Genomic DNA, 19,072 nt, shown 5'->3' on the forward strand with positions numbered 1-19,072 from the left:
TTATTTTGATTTCTGCAATTCATCTTTTGGAACTTCTCATTTTATCTTATTCAGATTTTCAGCAGGTATCGTTTTAATCGAGCCACTTCAAAAATAAACATTCTCCTCTTTAATACGGTCATTTTAGCGTCAAAATCACCTAAAGAGTTTTACCTTTGTAACCCTCTGATTAAACAGTTATTGGAGTAGCTCACCATCAAAAAAACAACCCATTTCCAAATTACAGTGGGGAAAAATCCTGTGAAAGCCCTTCAATTTTGACCTGTAAGCCAAAATTGAATTGCCATGAATGGAACAAACATAATATCAGATCCGGTGGCTGGCAAAGTACGGTGCCGAAGCACCTCTTTTTTACAACGTCAAAGCCTACTTTTCCTTCAAAGGGATGTCGTCAGACTACGTAGAAATTTTCTATTCCCACTGAGGGAAGATAGCAGTTACTATAGTCATGAATTGTGGCCAAATTGTTTACTTTTGAAATATCATCAATTCGAATCAGTTATGAGTACCAAGAAACCATTGAAGGATATCGAAGAAAAAACGATGAGGAAATCATTCCGGGAATTGGAAGAACCTTGGATCAATCAAGGAAAGAAAGTCAAGAGAACGTTGAAGGTCTTTACAGGGAAGCTTTTTCAAAAGGGGTGTTTATGGTTTACCAAGATGATAGAGTCAAAAGTGAGGATCAGTTCATACGGGCGAATCCAGACGGGTCTGAGGATTTGGTAGAATTTGATGAATACAAAAGTGAATGGCATTTGGTATCCCCGCTTGTCGGATCAGGTCAGGGGCGTTGGGCTTATTTGTCTCCCCATAAATAGACCATTACTCTTTTACTTTAGTTTCAAGGAGAAGTTTCAACACCTCATAAATCACGGAAGAGACTGTTTATAAAAACTCCTATCCCATCTACACGAATGTAATAGGGAGAAGCCTTGAAAAGATTCTATATCCATTTGACGGTTTGAGAAAAAAAAGGATGAGCAGTTTTAAATAAATCTATCCTTTAATCTACAGCAAGTTCAAATGATATTTCTCGTTTATATTTGAGCATAAATTAAGCGCAATAAAAACTAAATCTGGTTTAGGATTTTTTCAGTTCAAGTGATTTAAGTTGATCAAATTAACTATTGATGCGAATCAATGAAAAGAAAAATACCGACAGCTTACACAGGCATTTGAATTCTGTAAAGGCAATATCTTATGAAAAATATATATCAGCATATAGAAGAATTAACAGTTAAACAATGGCACTACTACTATGGACTGAATGAGAATTTAGAGGCTGATAAACCCTTTATTGATAATTCTGACTATTCAAATTTCATTTTAAACTACTTCAAAAAAGGAGGGAAAGTCGAAATTTTTAAATCGTGCAAAATCAATGTAGCAGACCTAAGACTTCCCAATCATATATGCTCAGTATTTTTCTTGGGAGTATTAATGTATTATAATACTTCATTTCATAAAAAATATAAGCTAGTAAACAGCGATCCGGGATATCGCTCCTTTCCATTCATCTGGTTCTTGATTGCTCTTTTCCATGACAATGCTTATCAAATGGAAGACAAAAATGAATTGAAAAACATTTCTAATATTTCTGAACTCATTGAAAAGTTTGAAATTGAACATTCCTTATTTGATAGGAAATTCTCAAAATGTAAAGAGCTTCTTCATGTCCGGAATAATTATTTCCTGTTTCGTAAGAAAAAATGGAATGTTGTTGACCACGGAATACTTGGTGGGATGTTACTTTTTGACAGACTTATTAAAATACGACGTAGAAAAAAACAATTAAATGAAGACAATTTATTCTGGGGGAAAAGACTGGAAAATCAATATAAAACTGCTGCAAATGCTATCAGTATCCACAATATTTGGATACAGCCAGAAGATACCTGTAAACAATTTGACATGGAAGAATTAATAGGTCTTAAGCCAATTCAGTTCAGTGAATTTCCCTTATTTTATATTCTAGGTATCGTTGATACTATAGAACCATTAAAGACATATTATGATGATGGTGTTTCTGATATTGATATTTTTAAAAGTTTAGATTTTGAATTTGGAAAGAATTTTTTACGAGTTCAGGAAAACAGAAATTCTAAAGTTGACTTTAGAAAACTAGTAGACAAAACAAAGTACTTTAAGAACTGGCTAGACTTGGAAGTAAAAGTTAGTAACACTGAATTTAAACTGACCTTCAAATAAAACATCTAAATGAGAATTACTAAAAGCGGGTGTTGGCGCAATACCATTGAGCTGATGTAATTGAATATTTGTAATTCTATTGGATGAAATGCTGAAACTGATGTTTTGGCAACATTCAAACAAATACACCAAACAAAAAACAGATGACCGTAAATCTGAATGATTTTGAGCGAGAAGCCGAGTGCTTTTACAAAAATGAACGTTACTCAGTTCGGGATAACGGAGCGGTATTACGACACCCTCGTAAAAACAAGCCATTGCGTAAATATGATAATCATTGGACTTTTGGAAAACCAAACAATAATGGTTATCTGCTTATAGTTTCAGAGGTTGTTCATCGCATCGTGGCATACGCTTTTTTAGGAGAACCACCAACTACTCAACATATTGTTGACCACATAGACACAAATCGTAAAAACAATCGTCCTGAAAACCTTCGTTGGTTAACAAAGTTGGAGAACATCCTGAATAACCCGATAACGGTAAAAAAAATAGTATTCCTCTGTGGAAGTATCGAAGCTTTTCTCAAAGACCCATCAATATTAAAAAACTATGTAAACGAAGACCGTAATTTTGGATGGATGAGAGCTGTTACTCCGGAAGAAGCTCAAATATCTTGGAAACGTTTGAGTAATTGGGCAAACAAGGAAAATGATGATACTTCTTCTAAAGGTGGTTCATTGGGCGAATGGATATTTAAGAGTAACCAAAACCCTTCCTCATTTCAAGAAATTTCAGAATTTGTAACTTCCGAAACGCCCAATGCCGTTCAAAAGAATTGGAAAACTCCATCCGGATTCCCTCTTTGCCCACATGAAAGTATGGATAACCATATTGAGGCCTATGCAGCAAATCTTAAGATTGGAGAAATATTTTCCACCAATAAATATTCAAAATCAATTATTGAGGATTTTGTGACATCTAAAGACAAAAATACTTTGTGGATTATGTGTAAGAGTAGCGATGATAATGCAATAAAACCTTGGTCTTTGGCACAGGTAACTTATGAAAACGATTTGTTCGTTCATTCAAGTCTTGGAAGTTTTTTCAAGAAAGACGGTGTAGAGAAACAGTTTACCCTTGCACAAGGATTGGAGTGGACAGGTGGAGATACTTTTGATGATTTTACTTGAAAACTAACAATACTGAACGCATAACATTGTATAAGCTTACACGAGTTGAACGACTAAAATCGAATTAATGCTCCTAAGAAACTTTGCAATGGGTACTCACAGACGGCTTTTTAGAGTACGATAGAAAAATCATATCTTTAACGGATGTTTTAAGTAGAATAAACCACCAGCAAAGCTTGGGGTCGATCTAAAAGGATAAAAAACCATGAGCGATAGTCAGATGATTTTTGACCGGTCATTGAGGGGACTATGGACAGCAATCAAATGGATAACTTGGTTGTTGGTGTTTACACCTTTGCTTGTTGTAACGTATTGGACAATGCTGTGGCTCCTGGATGAAAGAGCCATTAAAAGCTATGAGGCATTTCAAATCATCTTTTGTGTGATTCCTGTAGTGACGTATCTTCTTATATACATTGTGAAAGGAATGATGATTGGGCTCAAAGAGAGGGGAAGTACGTTGTGGTTGATCATTTTCATCCTTCTCACTGCTTTGGTGAGCATCCCATCAGGTTGGGCCATTCTTGCTCTTGCAAGTGAAATCAAGGAAATCGAAAATCCGGACCATTATGTGGTTTGGATTGTGGCTGTTTTCTTTGGATACTATGTCTTTCTGAGATACAAGTTGTTGGATGATGCTGCACCCTACCTTGTCGCCCCATTTTATAGGTTTGGAAGATTTATTACAAAGAGTCACTCTAAAATGAGAGATGAACCTGAGAAGTAGTTAAGTGAATGAAGCAGAAATTTTCTTTGACAAATTCGAAAACCTTAAATGCAAAATGAAATTCCCTTCAGGAACTGTGAAAGCCTATGGCAAAGAATGGATATAGGCTCTTTTTAACTGATCTCAGATGGTCATATAGGTTAAAGAAAATTTTCAAGAGGCCAAATTAATATATCAGCAACAGCTAATATTTGACCCATTCTGCCTTATTCCTGGCTAGTGCCCAGTTTTGCCAATTATATCCTAGAGTTTTCTTAGTCTTCATGACGAGGCAATATTCGCCGATGGTGTTAAGAATGAATACAGGGTCATGTGCAAATGTTCCAACTTGCCTTATGCTAATATTTACAGAAAGAAGTCTTTTGGTGTACATAACTCCGTCTATGGTCTTTATGTCAAGATCGAGATTGAACGTTTCATTTAGATTACCTTCCTCATCAGGTCTTGTAAAATAAAATTGTGTACCCCATCGTGGAAATTTTTTGGTTATTTCCCTTATTTTCTTTTTTATGGGATTTGCCTGTTCCGATATCATTTCGATTTCAACCATTACACAATCAACCCCTTCCTGTCCTCCATACTCGTATGCCTTTGTCAACATGTCAACATACTTTTGATAATTTTTAGCATGCTCACCTTTTTCTATAGCACCTGCAATAATTACATCCAAGATATTGATCATCTGCTCGCTTTCGTTTAACAACGTAAATTCTTGATAGGAAACTACAATAATCGGGATGTTAAAGTATTGGCAGGCTTTGAGTTTAGTGTTCATTTTCAACTCACGGTATGGATCGTTATCAAAAGGCCTCTTGATGAAATATTCAGCTTCTCTTGAAAATCCTCCCGACAGTCCGTCAAATTCTATTACCAGTAATGGAGCATGAGTAACTGTATCACATACGACAAAATCGAAATTTGTCTGTAGTAAGAAATCTTTAGCGCCTTCATCAAACTTCAATTGCTTAATTGCGTCGTACCCGAAAACATTCTTGGGTGGTAACTGGGGAAAAACATCAACATATCTACTCCAAAAGGATTTGAGCCTTTTATATAGATTTTCCTCCGCTTTACTGTCAAATACTGATTTTCTCATATGCTATGTATCCAAAGAATTTACAGCCTTCTAATCGAGATTCCTTCCATTGCACTTTCTTCTTCAATGGCTTGAATGGAATTAACGATGGCTTCAAATAGCGGAAGTAGCGTACTGTTGTACGCCAATTTCTTTTCATTGATTTTTCCCTTTATATCTATTTGCATATGAACATCACATATAGTTAATTGAGATACTTAAATACCTTATACTTTTCGGTCCTGTTATCGAATGCCGGAAATGTTCCTTCCAAAATTTCTACAGTTTTTGCATTAATCTGGGGATTTTCAATGCCACCGCTGATCAATGTAAATCGGTTTTTATTGTCTTTCTCAATCTTAACACAAATAATTTGCTCTGCATCGCAAACCACAGCAAGATTGGGGTTGTGGGTTACTATGATAATCTGTCTTTTCTTTTTCGCCTCTTTTATAAACTTGACAAGTATCCGATAAACGCTTTGATTATCAAGATTCTCTTCTGGTTGGTCGATAATTAACGGAATGTTCTGCTTGTCCAATAAGAGGTAAAAAATCAACAATAAAGCTCCTCTTTCACCTGGAGATAATTCAGAAATGTTCTTTTCCCCAAGCCTGAGTTTGTAGTTAGGCACTAAATAATCTAAGCCAAACAGAAAGTCATAAAAGTCTTTTACTTCATATTCTTGTTTTAGTTGATCAGCAATTCTCCTCTCTTCCCCATTTCGTTTATCATAATCTAAATGGTCAAGTACTTCATCGAGAAAACTTAGTATTGCATCCTCTGAATTAAAATTGACACCATCTGTTATTTGATCAAGTATATTATGTCCTTCATCTGTTCCGATAAAGCTTCCTTTTGCTCCTCTGCTCACACGAGCAAAGAACTTATCATGAAAATCATCCAGTTGTATTGAAACGTCGAGATTAATTTTATAATCTTTCATCAATTCGCCATACTCTGATATAAACTCTGTAACAGGCTTATATAAATCCTTGTATAACTGGACGATTTTGAATTTTTCAGAACATATTGATTTTACAATTTTAATCCGCTCCTGCTTCCTATTCTCAATCTCCACATTCAGAGATTCATCAAGATATTTGACGATCTTTTCATAAAACTTGATAGTCCCCTGCTTGTCATCAGCACCTATTATCTCCTTTTCCCGTACTTCCCAAGCTTTTAATTTATCCTGATATTCCTGAAACTTCCTTGTTGGCTCATCTAACTTGCCCTGAAGATCCTTAATTTTCCTTTCATTATCAGCATGCTCGTTAGCCAGTGAGCCTTCCTTCTTTTCATTCAATTCATTATCAATGGTCTGAATCTCCATCTTGGCTTCAGAAATGCCATTATCGATAATCTGTTTACTAATCGCAAATTTTACAACGTCATCAAGTTTAATATCATATTCAGCTAACTCGGACTCGTATTGTTCTTTTAGATTGTCGTACTGTTCCTTGAAATTACCTAATGACTGATCAAATTTTTGCAATATGGCCAACTTTAAGGCAAGATTCTTACGAACCTCTTTCTTATTTTGAATATCATCTTCAAATTTCTTCTGTGCTTCCTTGATTTCTTCGATCTGTTTACCAATAGCCTCTTGTTCTTCCTTAACAGACAGATCTTTCTTTGGTTCCTTAATTTCTACTGGCCTGTTATTTTTATGAGCACCAAGTTCTTCCTTCTTTAGTTTCAAAGAGTCTTCAATCTTGCTGCGAAAATCTGGTGTGCTTTTAGCTTCTAAAGATTCGATTGTCACATTTACTTCTGAGAGTTTATTCCTTAGCCCCTGGATTCCCTTATTAATTTCTTCACTCTTGTAGCTTATTAACTCATCCAGTGAATACTTTCCAAGTTTTTCAGATTCATCAACGTGAGAAAATATTACCTTCTTAAGCTCTTCAGAGAACTTCTTCTCGTCTGTCTCGGTACATAGTGTTTCCAAATAACTTTGAGGGATGTATTTCACTTTTTCAGAAAGCGCTTCATCAGGGTTGTTACTTAGATGTATAGGGCCGTCAATAGTTTCATTTTCCCATTTAAGTCTTGCTTCAAAACTCTCAGATCTATTTGGGCGCTTTTTTCGAAATTTTTCTTTATGTAGAAATGAGAAACCTACATAGTTTCTCGTGTTTCCAACTAATCCTATGATGTCAGCAAGGGCGCTTTTTCCATTTCCTTTATTACCAATTATAGCAACCAAATCACTATTTAATGGAATGGGGGATAAATCCTCAAACCATATTTCATCTAAAGTGGAATCTTCTACTTTGTTTATTTCAAGTTGATTAATGTATTTGGTTGGATTTTGCTCAACTCGAATCAAAGAATCAGGTCTTTCACCAATAAAAACTCTTGATTCAGGTTCAATTGTAATTTGCTTTAAGCCTTCAAAAGTTTTATCGGTCTTAATCCAGCAATACCTATCATTAGATGGCTTGAATAATTCATCAAAATTATGTGCATCTGATCCCCAAATTGCAGGCTTCAAGGAACCAAATTCTTTTATATAATCATCAACGCTTTTATTAAAATAACCCAGTCCCCATTTAACTGTATTCGGATTGGAGGCAAGAAGCCCATCCGATTTTTGTATTAGTACCTTTCGAATGTTATGCCCTTGACCATTCCAACTTATTTCACTTAAATCTTCATCTGAAGGGGCAAAAAGTAAATACTTTCCAGAAAATTTACTTTTCTTGTTACTTAGCAGTTTTGTGATTTGCTTATCATCTACAACTGCACATTTCATTCCAACACACATATCACCCTCCGTTGCAAATCCAGCATGTTCTTCTTTAAGTTTCTTACCAAGAGCTTCTATGTTTCTTGGTTTCAATTTCCATTTTTCATCATCAGCCTGAGGATTTCCTTCGTAAACAAAATCCAAATCAAAAAGAAAATCTTCCTCAATCGTGTCGATTGATAATTCTTCCGAGAATAGGACATGATAATTTATCCGATTGCCATTTACGAGTTTGTCCAATCGAAACTCTATATTAGGAAGGATCAGTATCGTTTTGATCTTCTCAATTTCTTCAGGAGAAAAAAGCTCTGCTAACTTCTCTTCTTTTTGTATATACTCTGTTTTGATTTTCTTATAACCCTCAATTGTAAAATAATCAGTTATGCCAATAGCATGAATGTCCTCGGCGATTGCTTTTTTAAATAGTTTCTGAACATAGGTGTCATAGTTATTCCCAAAACCATTGTTCAAGTATGAATAGGGTGTGTGGACATGTAAATCCCATTTTCTCCATATTGAACCTCTTGGATCATTCATAGCTCACGGATTTTATATTTTCAAACTCTAAATCAGGCAACCCCTCCACAATCTCCACCGTCTGCACACTCACATTAATAATGCTCAACAGCAAATCCAAAATGTACCTTGGATTGCCAACCTCCATAGCCCAATCGTTAGGATCGTTTTTGATACCACTGGCTTTGTGGGTGGCTACGGCATAGCGTTCCATAATCCACTCAATCGCGGATTTGCCGTTGACTACATATTCATAGGCCTTGGCCGGAATGTTTGATATGATAATCTTGCTGTTGTAAATAATCGTGTCTTTCTGGTTTTTCTTTGGGAAACGCATTTTTTCTACCGTATAAAAACCGCTGTCTGATCCTACTACCTGCACACCTTCAGAAGGTGGAACACTTTCATAATTGATATGCAACTCTGCCAAAGCCCGACCAGCTTTGCTGAACTTCCAAAAATCCCGGACATCTTCTACCAAGGGAATTCGGGGAAGCATTTTCTTTAAATCATTGGCAAAGGAGGAGCGATAATCGGGACTGTGCAAAATGCCGTACACATAGTAAAAAATATCTTCTTTGCCTACGTTCTTCCCATAGACCTTTTTAGCCCGTTCCAAAATGAAATCTGAAACGCCATCTCTGCGAATGTATTCGGTGCCTACCCCGCTATTTGCGGGATCTCCCTGTGCATCAAACAGACTTGGGCTGTTCTTTTGTCGTTCTTCGTAATAGTAAAGGGGAAAGCATTGGGTTCCTGAATCTAGACAATTGAGATCCGGAATAATGTCTGTAATTAATGCTGTATTTTCTTTGGTGCCTCCCAGCCCAGAAATACATATCACTAAATTTTTAAAAGAAGGAGATGGGAATAGTTTAGGAAGTTGGTAAACCCTCTCGTTCAATTCTCTGTGAAAGTATGCATGTTGTTTAAAAAAAGGGCGATATATACTTAACCTGACAGACCCATCGTCAAAAGTATATTCCTTATTTCTTGCGACATCCATTATTGGATTGTCAGACCAGCTAAATGCCTTTTCGTCATAGGTCACTGTTTTTTTGACAAGAGCAATAAGGTCTTTTTGTTTTAGATTTCTAGAGTTAAAGTTTTTGTTGAATTGCTTGCTTTGTTCATTGAAAAAGTTGATAGATTGACCAATGTTTTTTTTCAACACTCCTACACTGGAGTTATAGCACCAAGCATCTCTGGTAGTGGCTAAACCACGACCATAAAATGGCTTAAAATAAGTGGATTTATTAGCCTTATCATTTTTGTCTCCAATTGGAATAAATGTATCAAATATTTCATTTCTTTGACTTATCCAATCTCCTTGCTCATTTGGTTGAAGCGTCTTCCAAGACATTCTTGGATTACTAATTGAAACAAATTTCTGTATAATATCCAGTTTTTCATTTTGACTTAAATAATCTCCAATGTCATGATAATGAATTCTAGCTTTAACAGATTTAGAGTTGGGATTTTTAACTAATAATGTAATGGATATTGGTGATCTTGAGCCAGAACCGAAAATTTTTCCTCCTTCCTTTCTACTGAGTTCCCCACTTGTTCGCTGATCCCCTCTAAGATTGAATATCCAAATGCTTGAGAATTCATTTTCAATATGCTTTCTGAAGCCATCATGAGAATTATTGTCAATCCAACCACCGTCTGTTACAAAAGAAACGATACCACCAAATTTTGGATCAAGCCTATCCGTGCTCCATCTAAAGGCTTTCATGTATGAATTATAAAGCGAATTTTTGTTTGTTGCCGTAGATGCCTTTGCGTAAGTAATTGATATGCGAGCATCAAGCTTTTCATATTTCTGATTTGCAGCATTGTCATTAGCATTTTGCTGACCAACAGAATAGGGTGGATTGCCCATAATCACACGTAAGGGAGCTTTCTTTTGCCTTGCCACCCTTGCGGAATTTTGAGGAAACATTTCGGAGAAAAGCTTTTGGCTTTCATCCGTTTCACCCAATTGGAAAGTGTCAGTGAGTACAATCCCTTCGAAGGGTTCGTAATCACTTTTTTTACCTAATTGGTCGTGATAAGCGTTTTCAATGTTTACCGCTGCTATGTAATATGCCAACAACACAATTTCATTGGCATGCAATTCCTGTTGGTATTTTCGGGCAAGGTCTTTCCCTTCTATCAACCCACTTTGCAGCAATCGTGTAATAAAAGTTCCCGTTCCGGTAAATGGGTCGAGTATGTGAATGTTTTCATCTGATATGCTACGGTCAAACTCCTTTTTCAATACTTCATTCACCGAATGAATGATGAAATCTACCACTTCCACAGGGGTATAAACAATGCCCAATTGCTCCACCATTTTCGGGAAAGCAGTTTTAAAGAATTTGTCGTACAATTCAATGATGATGCGCTGTTTGCCTTCGGCATTGTCAATGCCTTCAGCTCGTTTGCGTACTGATTCGTAAAACTTTTGCAGGGTTTCAGATTCTTCGGCCACCGATTTACCTTCCAAGGCATTTAACATGCCTTGCATAGCCGTGGAAACGGCATTACTTTTCACAAAGGAATAACCTTCAAACAGGGCTTCAAAAATCGGTTTGGTAATGATGTGCTGGGCAAGCATATCAATGGCCTGTGATTCAGAAATACTTGGATTGATATTTTTTTGTAATCCTGCTAAAAAGTTTTCAAAAGCTTTGCGTTGGTCTGTTTTTGTTTCAATTAAGTGTTTGATGCGTTCGATTTGGCGGTCGGCAATTTGTGCCACATCCTTTGCCCATTGTTCCCAATACCTGCGGTCGCCTACTTTTTGTACCATGCGGGCAAACACCACCGATTGCAATTGCTCAAACTGCAAAGCCATTTGTCGGTTGATGTCCTTATTGGTTTCATAAGCAGCGGCATCTTCGTTTACCAAAGAAGGATTGCCATCTCCGTCAAAGGAATATTCAGGTCGCCCAACCAAAATGTTGTTGGGCTTTTTCTTGTTCAGTTCTAACTTATTGACTGTCGCATTGAAGCGGTCGTCATGGGCACGTAAAGCATTTAATACTGTCCAAACTACTTTGTAACGTTCGTTATCATCAAGGGCTTTGTCAGCCTCTACGTCCGATGGTACTACGACTGGAATAATGATATAGCCATATTTTTTACCCGGAGACCTGCGCATCACACGTCCAACAGATTGAACTACATCAACTTGTGAGTTTCGGGCAGAAAGAAAAAGTACCGAATCCAAAGAAGGTACGTCTACTCCTTCGCTGAGTACCCGCACGTTGGTAATGATGCGGCATTCATTGTCTTCGGTTTCTTCTTTGAGCCAAGCCAACATTTGGTCACGTTCCGGTGCGGCCATTGTACCGTCCATATGTTTGGAAGCTACGGAAACCATTTGTTCTTTTTTCTCTGCAGGTAGCGAGCCTAGATACGCATCCGTTGCGGTGTTGTAAGTGGCTGTTATTTTTTTGGAAGTAGCTATGTTGGAACAAAAGGCAACCGCCCTTCGCATGGGTTCGGGGTCAGATTCTTTGGTTTTGCCGTCGTCCCCCAAAAACTGTTTGGACAGCGCATTGATACAACCGATTAGTTTAGAGGCATCATCAGTGGTAATTTCCGTTTCCTTGTCGGCAATCATGCGTTGTACAGCCGGGGGAACGTCTTTATCGTTTAGGGTAAGAATAAGCACTTTGTAGTCCGTGAGTAAATCACGTTCAACCGCTTCACCAAATCCAATACGATACATCTCTTCACCGTACAAAGCCTTATCGTCCATTGAACATAAAACAGCTTCCGCCTGTGCTGCTTTGCTTTTCGTGTCGTCGCTATAAAGTCTTGGAGTGGCTGTCATATAAAGCCTCTTCTTGGCCTTAATGAAATCTGCATCATGTACTTTGGTAAAAGCCGATTCATCCTCTCCGGCCAATGAAACGCCTGTTGTGCGGTGTGCTTCATCACAAATAATCAGGTCAAATGCTGCGAAGCCGTTTTTGAGCAATACTTTTTGTGCCCGGGCAATTACATCAATGGATTGATAGGTGGAAAAAACCACCGTCATTCCAGATAAACCTTTTTCTTTTATCTTTTGAAATTGATGGAGGATATTGTCAGTATCAGTGGAAGCTGGTAAAGCCAAATCCACTACACTGAAAGAATCAGTATCCTCATTTTTGCTTCTTTTTTTTGAAATATCCGGGTCGGAGCATATGCAAATTGCATTGATTGGCTCATTGGCGTCAGCACTCCATTCACGTAGAGTTTGTCCAAGGAGGGCGATAGAAGGAACAAGGAATAAAATCAAACCCTTTCCATCTGTTTCGTTTTCGGCAATACGAAGAGAGTTGAAGGTTTTTCCCGTTCCGCAAGCCATAATGATCTTTCCCCGGTCAGTCGTCTTAAAATGTTCGTGGGTTTTGTCTAATGCTTCTTTTTGATGAGGACGAAGCGTTTTCTTTGGTGTGCGTGCTGCTTCTCCATGTATGCCTTCTTCCAATTTCTCCCAATCAACTGGGGCTTCCAACAAGTCAAAGAGATTGATTCGTGTAACTGGCGGATTTTGGTTTCGGATAGCTTCCGTTGCATTTGCTCCCCATTTATTGGTTGTGGAAATCCAAAGTCGGTGAGCAAAGCGGGTCGTTTGCATTTGCTCATTCTTAAACTCTCTGCTTGATGTGGAAAGAAAGCTGTCAACGGCTGGTTTGTCAATGGTAGAGCCTTCCTGAAAACATTTACATTGGATTGCCCAATAGTCTCCTTCAACAGTCAATGCCACCAAGTCGATCCCGGTGTCACCACCTCCCAAGTCTAATTTGCCCGGGAATTCATTCCATAGCCAAACATTTTTAAACAGGAAAGCATATTTTGGGTCGGTTCTCAGGTAGGCCTGTATTAATCGCTCAAAGCGGTCGCCTTTGTCACGCTCTGAAAAAGCGATTTTTCGGTATTTGTTTAATATTTTCTGAAAACTCATTTTCCTGTTTTGTCATTTTTTAGTTCCACCAACAATTCTTTTACTTCGACATCCAAAATTTTTGCAATCTCATAAAGTACTTCCAATCTTGGTTGCTGTCGGTTTTGTACATAGCCGTTCACCATGTTGTAACTTTTCCCAAGTTTCTCAGCCAACCAAGTCTGTTTAATTCCCTTTTCTTCAAGTACTTCTTTTATTCTGTTCATGTCGTCAAAGAGTCAGCTGGCTAAATTAAGCTCTATTTCTATTTTTATATCATTTTTCAGTATAAAAAGTGTTTGAATGAATATTTGGGTGTTTGTCCGAGTGTTGGCAAAAACCAAATGTGTTTGATCGTGTGTCTGGTTTTGGCATGTAACCAATGCAGTCCACGGAAACAAAATGTAGGGTATTTCAAAGCCAGTGATTTTTATATTATTTCAAACATACTTTTCCGTTCTTCTGTTGAGTTAAGTAAAAACTCATGCATATGCCAAGGTGCTTTCTCAACAACATCTGAGTACATATAACAATTTATCATTTCAGAGGTCTGTAACTCTATACAAACAGCATTAATATCTAAGTCATAGCATTCCGAATATGTTTTGTGTGCTGGATTTGGAAATGAGTCTTTATAAATAATATTATATTTTGGTTGAAAATACTTTATCAATGCTGCTTCTGTAAAATTAATTTTTTGCTGTTCGTTAATTCCTTCCCAATTTAATTTGTCGAATACTTTTGGTCTTCTTTCATCATCTTCATCCAGTTCTTTTTTTGTGAACTTGGTTTTTCCGTCCATCATAGTAATAGTTATTTGATTAAATGAAGCTAACGCTAGCCATATTTCACTATCGGGGTTGTTTATTATAGCTTCAGAATAGATTCCTTGAAGTGTTGAATGATTTTTAAGTCTGTCAGGTGCAGTTCTTGCACCTTCCACACCAAATGATTGACCAATGTATAAAACTTCTAAATCTAAAAAATCTCCATTTATATAGTATCTAGGAAACGATTGCAAAAAAGGAGAGACCTTTGCATCAACTAATGTTTCGCCATTAGTCGTAAGTTTAAAAATGTTGTGAGGGTAATCTGAAACTAATTGAATGTCTTCAGTTGAAAAATTATTTTCAAATTTAAGCTCAAACTCTTCAAATTCATTCTTTTTTTGAACAACAAAAGTTAGGCTTAAATACTCATTTGTTACTTGAAATTTATTAGGGTTAATTGTTAAACGAGGTCTTTTACATATAAAATATAAATGACAAGGGTTATACTCATCAAAATAGTTGAATTGGTTTACAAATTGTAATTCGGATTGTTGAAGAATCATCATTTTCTCCAAATTCATATTTATTGCAAATTCTGTCGGTAGTCTTTTCCCCATAGTGTTTTTATGATTACTGCTAACTTTTAAATACGTACATATAATAAGGCTTGATAATCCAGATAGCTTCTATCATTTAATTCCATCAATCCACCTTTATATTACCACCCTTTTAGCCACCCCAAAATAAAAAACTTTCCCCTCATAACGACTATACCAGAGGTAAAAATCACCTAACTCTTTTTGTTGTTATAAGTATTTGATTTTCCATTCCTTGCAGATGCGACTCACAAAAAAATGTCCCACTTCCAAATCGCAGTGGGGAAAAATCCTGTGAAAGCCCTTCAATTTTGACCCGTAAACCAAAATTGAAATGCCATGAATGGAACAAATGCAAACACCGGATCGGGCGGAAAAGTCCCCCCTCTTTTTGACCATGTCAAAGCCTATTTTTCCCTCAAAGGAATGTCCATAGACGAAGCAGAAATTTTCTATTATCACTATGAATCTATGGATTGGGAAAGTGAAAATGGAACACCTTTCAGCAACTGGAAAACCCTTGCAGATGATTGGATATGGAACCTTTTGAACTGATCATTCATAGCCCCGGATTACAGCAATCTTTATCAGATCTTTTCAAGGTCAGGGATTGCATTTTGGAGCAATCAGCAAGATGTAGGATTGTCTGACGCCAATCCCATCTTGCCCGGTCTGCTCCGAAGTCGCGCCGGGGTAAAATTCTCCGAAGTCGAATTTTAATTTCCTATTGATATGTCAAACCGTTCCACACAAGAGTACACCCGTAGATTTACTCTAAGACTCACTGACAAGGAATACAAATACCTAGAAAAACTACTCCAAAAAAACACCTATTGTCAGAACTTAAGTGAACTGATACGGGATATGATCTTCCGCAAAAAGATTACCATCAATACCTATGATGCAAGCCTGCATGAGGTCAAATTACAACTTGCGAAAATCAGAAACGAGCTCCAAGCCATAGGTGTCAACATCAACCAGATCACTAGGCATTTCCATACCGCAATGGATTCGGAATCCAGGCTGGCTTATGCAGAAAAGATTGTCCCCCATTACCGAAAAGTTGAGGACAAGATACAGGAATTGTTCACCATTCTCTCTCAATTGTCAAGACGGTGGTCGCAAAAATAACAACAGGAAAGAATATACGTGGTGCGCTGCATTACAATGAAAACAAACTTGCCAAAGGTCATGCTGATCTCTTGCTGACCAATGGATTTATGGATAATAGTGATACACTAAGCCTCCATGACAAACTTGTTCAATTCCGCGAGTTCACCGACAAAAACAAACGCACTAAAACCAATACGGTACATATCTCTCTTAATTTTTCACCTGATGACAAACTGGACGAAGAGAAGTTGAAAAAAATAGCCATGACTTACATGGAAGGTATTGGCTTTGGTGACCAGCCTTTTCTGGTCTACCAACACTTCGATGCTTCCCACCCCCATATACATATCCTCACAACCAATATCCGGGAGGATGGCAAGCGCATCGAAACCCACAACTTAGGGAGGAACCAATCTGAACTGACCCGCAGATCCATTGAAGAACAATTTCGGTTGGTGAAAGCCGAAGATCAGAAACAAAAACAAGCATATATGCTCAGGGCTGTTTCCCTGGAGAAAGCCAGTTATGGTAAATCCGAGACCAAAGCGGCCATATCCAATGTCCTGACAGAGGTGATGAAGACTTATAAGTTTACCTCAGTTGCAGAGTTTAATGCGGTTCTTCGGCAGTTCAACGTAACCGCATTCAGGGGTGAGCCGGAGTCGAGGATGTATCAGAAAAAGGGATTGGTATACAGCATTTCGGATGGGAACGGAAACAGGCTTGGAGTGCCGATCAAAGCAAGTTCTATCCACTCAAAACCCACTTTGGTAAGACTTGAACAGAGGTTTGAAAGGAACAAGGAACAAAGGAAACAGCACAAGCCAAGGGCGATAAAAACCATTGAGCGCATTCTAGAGAAACCGGAGATAAAAGATTTAGAAAGGTTAAAAACCAATCTTTCAATGAAGGGAATTTATGCCGTTTTCAGAACCAATGACCAGGGGCGGCTATACGGGGTGACTTTCGTGGACAATGTTACCCGGAGTGTCTTTAATGGCAGCGACCTAAGCAAACAGTTCAGCGCAAATGCCCTTCACCAACGGTTCAATATACAGGAAGACGGCGGAACAAATGCCACTGAAGAAAAACAGAAACCGGACGGAGCAACAACAGAAGAACTGGCACCGGGTCACTCATTGGCCGAAGAGATGATCCAGGGTTTGTTTGAAGAGATTCCCGGAGAACATCTTTCCGAAAACAGGCCACACCGGAAAAAGAAAAAGAAGAGAAAGCGTCGCAATTAATCCAAAGCAATAATCATGGGAACTGGAGAAAACGAAGAGGCATTACGGAAAATCATAGACCTCACCAGAAAGATCAGCTTCGGCATACTGGCACTGCACTTTTATGTGTACTGCTATGGTGCGTTTGAGGCATGGGGTTTCAGCCATCATATTTCAGACAGGGTATTGCTGAATCTCCAAAGCACCGGGATTTTCAACCGTATTTTGTTGACGAAAATCATGGCTTTGGTCTTATTGCTGGTTTCCCTGCTTGGGGCTGCCGGAAAGAAAGATGAGAAGATACGTTTTGCACATGCGGCATTTCCATTCTTTTCAGGGTTGCTTTTGTTCTCTCTCAGCCACTTTTTGCTACGACTAGATTATGGACAGGAAGTGGTTTGCGTAGTCTATATGGCCGTCACTATCATAGGATATATCCTTGTCCTTACCGGTGGTGGATTGATGTCCCGCCTTGCCAAGCTGAAATTCAAAGATGATGTCTTTAACGAATTGAACGAAACCTTCCCGCAGGAAGAACGGTTGCTTGAAAACGAGTATTCTGTAAACCTCCCTTCCCGATACAACCTAAAAGGAAAAATACGCAGCTCGTGGATAAATATCATCAATCCTTTTCGGTCATTACTTGTTATAGGCACACCGGGAGCAGGTAAGTCCTATTTCGTTATCCGGCACGTCATCACCCAACATATCCAAAAGGGTTTCTCGATGTTTATCTATGACTTCAAATATGATGACCTTTCCATAATAGCCTACAATACCCTCCAAAAGTATAAGAAATGTTATTCCAAAGAACCTGCCTTTTACGTCATCAACTTTGACAAACTCTCCCATACCCACCGATGCAATCCGCTTGACCCGGATAGCATGTTGGATATTACAGATGCCAGTGAATCTGCAAGGACGATTATGCTTGGACTCAATCGGACATGGATCAAAAAACAGGGTGACTTCTTTATAGAATCTCCCATTAACTTCCTCACCGCAGTGATCTGGTTTTTGAAAAAATTTAAGGGCGGGCAATACTGCACCTTGCCTCATGTGATCGAACTGATGCAGATTGAATATGATTTATTGTTTCCTGTTTTGCGAACGGAGCCTGAAATAGAAGTGCTGATCAACCCGTTTGTAATTGCTTACTTAAATGGGGCTACCGACCAACTGGAAGGGCAGATTGCAAGTGCCAAGATAGCGATGGCAAGGCTTGCCTCCCCACAGATATACTACGTGCTTTCAGGAAATGATTTTACACTTGATCTAAACAATCCCGATGACCCGAAAATCATTTGCGTGGGCAACAATCCTCAAAAGCAGCAGACCTATGGAGCGGTGCTTTCCCTCTATATCTCCCGAATGATCAAACTGGTCAATCAAAAGGGAAAACTCAAATCCAGCCTCATTTTCGATGAGTATCCTACCATCTATTTTAACGGCATAGACAATCTTATAGCAACTGCCCGAAGCAACAAAGTGGCAACCTGTTTGGGAATACAAGACTTTAGCCAGCTCAGGAAAGATTATGGCAGGGAGCAGGCAGACGTCGTAACCAATATCGTAGGAAACATTATCAGCGGGCAGGTCACCGGGGATACAGCCAAACAGCTTTCCGAGCGCTGCGGAAAAATCATGCAACAGCGGGAAAGCATGTCCATCAATGCAAACGATACCTCCATCAGCCGTTCAACCCAACTGGATTCGGCCATCCCTCCTTCCAAAATTGCCGGATTGAGCTCAGGGGAATTTGTGGGGATGGTAGCCGATAACCCCGACCAGAAGATTCCCCATAAGACATTCCACAACGAGATCATCAATGACCACGAAGCCCTGAAAATAGAGGAGCAGGCCTATCAACCTATTCCTCCTGTGGTAGATGTTTCTACCTCAGAAATTGAAAGCAACTACCGGATGGTCAAAAACCAGGTGAAATACCTTATAGAAACAGAAATTGAAAGAATTTACAATACCCCTGATCTCGCACATCTGATCATTGAAAAAGAGGACTGATCAC

14 protein-coding genes are annotated in these 19,072 nt (G+C 38.4%); 8 read left to right on the forward strand and 6 right to left on the reverse strand.

Annotated elements, in window-relative coordinates:
* The first annotated feature begins 455 nt into the window (after window positions 1-455).
* The 4 genes from ACFPFU_RS10325 to ACFPFU_RS10340 all read left to right on the forward strand — a co-directional run bounded on the left by ACFPFU_RS10325 (window position 456) and on the right by ACFPFU_RS10340 (window position 4,071).
* Window positions 456-821 (forward strand): hypothetical protein, encoded by a 366-nt coding sequence (locus ACFPFU_RS10325; RefSeq protein ID WP_377064174.1) that lies wholly within the window; start codon window positions 456-458, stop codon window positions 819-821.
* 382 nt (window positions 822-1,203) lie between these two features.
* Window positions 1,204-2,211, forward strand: coding sequence for a hypothetical protein (locus ACFPFU_RS10330; RefSeq protein WP_377064176.1), 1,008 nt, complete (start codon window positions 1,204-1,206; stop codon window positions 2,209-2,211).
* A gap of 143 nt (window positions 2,212-2,354) precedes the next feature.
* Window positions 2,355-3,344: an HNH endonuclease signature motif containing protein gene (locus tag ACFPFU_RS10335; protein WP_377064178.1), complete on the forward strand. Its 990-nt coding sequence runs from the start codon at window positions 2,355-2,357 to the stop codon at window positions 3,342-3,344.
* A gap of 205 nt (window positions 3,345-3,549) precedes the next feature.
* On the forward strand, window positions 3,550-4,071 hold the full coding sequence (locus ACFPFU_RS10340) for a hypothetical protein (RefSeq protein ID WP_377064180.1): 522 nt from the start codon (window positions 3,550-3,552) through the stop codon (window positions 4,069-4,071).
* 184 nt (window positions 4,072-4,255) lie between these two features.
* On the opposite strand, the gene ACFPFU_RS10345 is transcribed toward ACFPFU_RS10340, so the two are convergent.
* The 6 genes from ACFPFU_RS10345 to ACFPFU_RS10370 form a co-directional block, all read right to left on the reverse strand.
* On the reverse strand, window positions 4,256-5,167 hold the full coding sequence (locus ACFPFU_RS10345) for a DUF2726 domain-containing protein (RefSeq protein ID WP_377064182.1): 912 nt from the start codon (window positions 5,165-5,167) through the stop codon (window positions 4,256-4,258).
* A gap of 20 nt (window positions 5,168-5,187) precedes the next feature.
* Window positions 5,188-5,334: a hypothetical protein gene (locus tag ACFPFU_RS10350; RefSeq protein WP_377064184.1), complete on the reverse strand. Its 147-nt coding sequence runs from the start codon at window positions 5,332-5,334 to the stop codon at window positions 5,188-5,190.
* A gap of 17 nt (window positions 5,335-5,351) precedes the next feature.
* A complete protein-coding gene (locus ACFPFU_RS10355) occupies window positions 5,352-8,438 on the reverse strand; it encodes a TrlF family AAA-like ATPase (protein ID WP_377064186.1) in 3,087 nt (1,028 codons plus the stop codon).
* Window positions 8,431-13,362: a DEAD/DEAH box helicase gene (locus ACFPFU_RS10360; protein WP_377064188.1), complete on the reverse strand. Its 4,932-nt coding sequence runs from the start codon at window positions 13,360-13,362 to the stop codon at window positions 8,431-8,433. Before ACFPFU_RS10360 ends, ACFPFU_RS10355 begins: the two co-directional genes overlap by 8 nt.
* Entirely contained in the window at window positions 13,359-13,568 is a 210-nt protein-coding gene (locus ACFPFU_RS10365; RefSeq protein ID WP_377064190.1) for a helix-turn-helix domain-containing protein, read from the reverse strand. The genes ACFPFU_RS10360 and ACFPFU_RS10365 overlap by 4 nt, the downstream gene beginning before the upstream one ends.
* Before the next feature lie 203 nt (window positions 13,569-13,771).
* Window positions 13,772-14,728, reverse strand: coding sequence for a hypothetical protein (locus tag ACFPFU_RS10370; protein WP_377064191.1), 957 nt, complete (start codon window positions 14,726-14,728; stop codon window positions 13,772-13,774).
* 318 nt (window positions 14,729-15,046) lie between these two features.
* On the opposite strand from ACFPFU_RS10370, the gene ACFPFU_RS10375 reads away from it, so the two are divergent.
* The 4 genes from ACFPFU_RS10375 to mobC all read left to right on the forward strand — a co-directional run bounded on the left by ACFPFU_RS10375 (window position 15,047) and on the right by mobC (window position 19,068).
* Window positions 15,047-15,262 (forward strand): hypothetical protein, encoded by a 216-nt coding sequence (locus tag ACFPFU_RS10375; protein WP_377064193.1) that lies wholly within the window; start codon window positions 15,047-15,049, stop codon window positions 15,260-15,262.
* A 177-nt stretch (window positions 15,263-15,439) separates the two neighbouring features.
* Window positions 15,440-15,838 (forward strand): plasmid mobilization protein, encoded by a 399-nt coding sequence (locus ACFPFU_RS10380; protein ID WP_377064195.1) that lies wholly within the window; start codon window positions 15,440-15,442, stop codon window positions 15,836-15,838.
* A complete protein-coding gene (locus ACFPFU_RS10385) occupies window positions 15,823-17,067 on the forward strand; it encodes a relaxase/mobilization nuclease domain-containing protein (protein WP_377064197.1) in 1,245 nt (414 codons plus the stop codon). Before ACFPFU_RS10380 ends, ACFPFU_RS10385 begins: the two co-directional genes overlap by 16 nt.
* Window positions 17,068-17,082: 15 nt before the next feature.
* Entirely contained in the window at window positions 17,083-19,068 is a 1,986-nt protein-coding gene (mobC, locus tag ACFPFU_RS10390; protein ID WP_377064199.1) for a conjugal transfer protein MobC, read from the forward strand.
* The last annotated feature ends 4 nt before the right edge of the window (window positions 19,069-19,072 follow it).

The organism is Negadavirga shengliensis (assembly GCF_042652345.1).
In the GTDB taxonomy this organism is placed as follows: Bacteria; Bacteroidota; Bacteroidia; order Cytophagales; family Cyclobacteriaceae; genus Negadavirga; species Negadavirga shengliensis.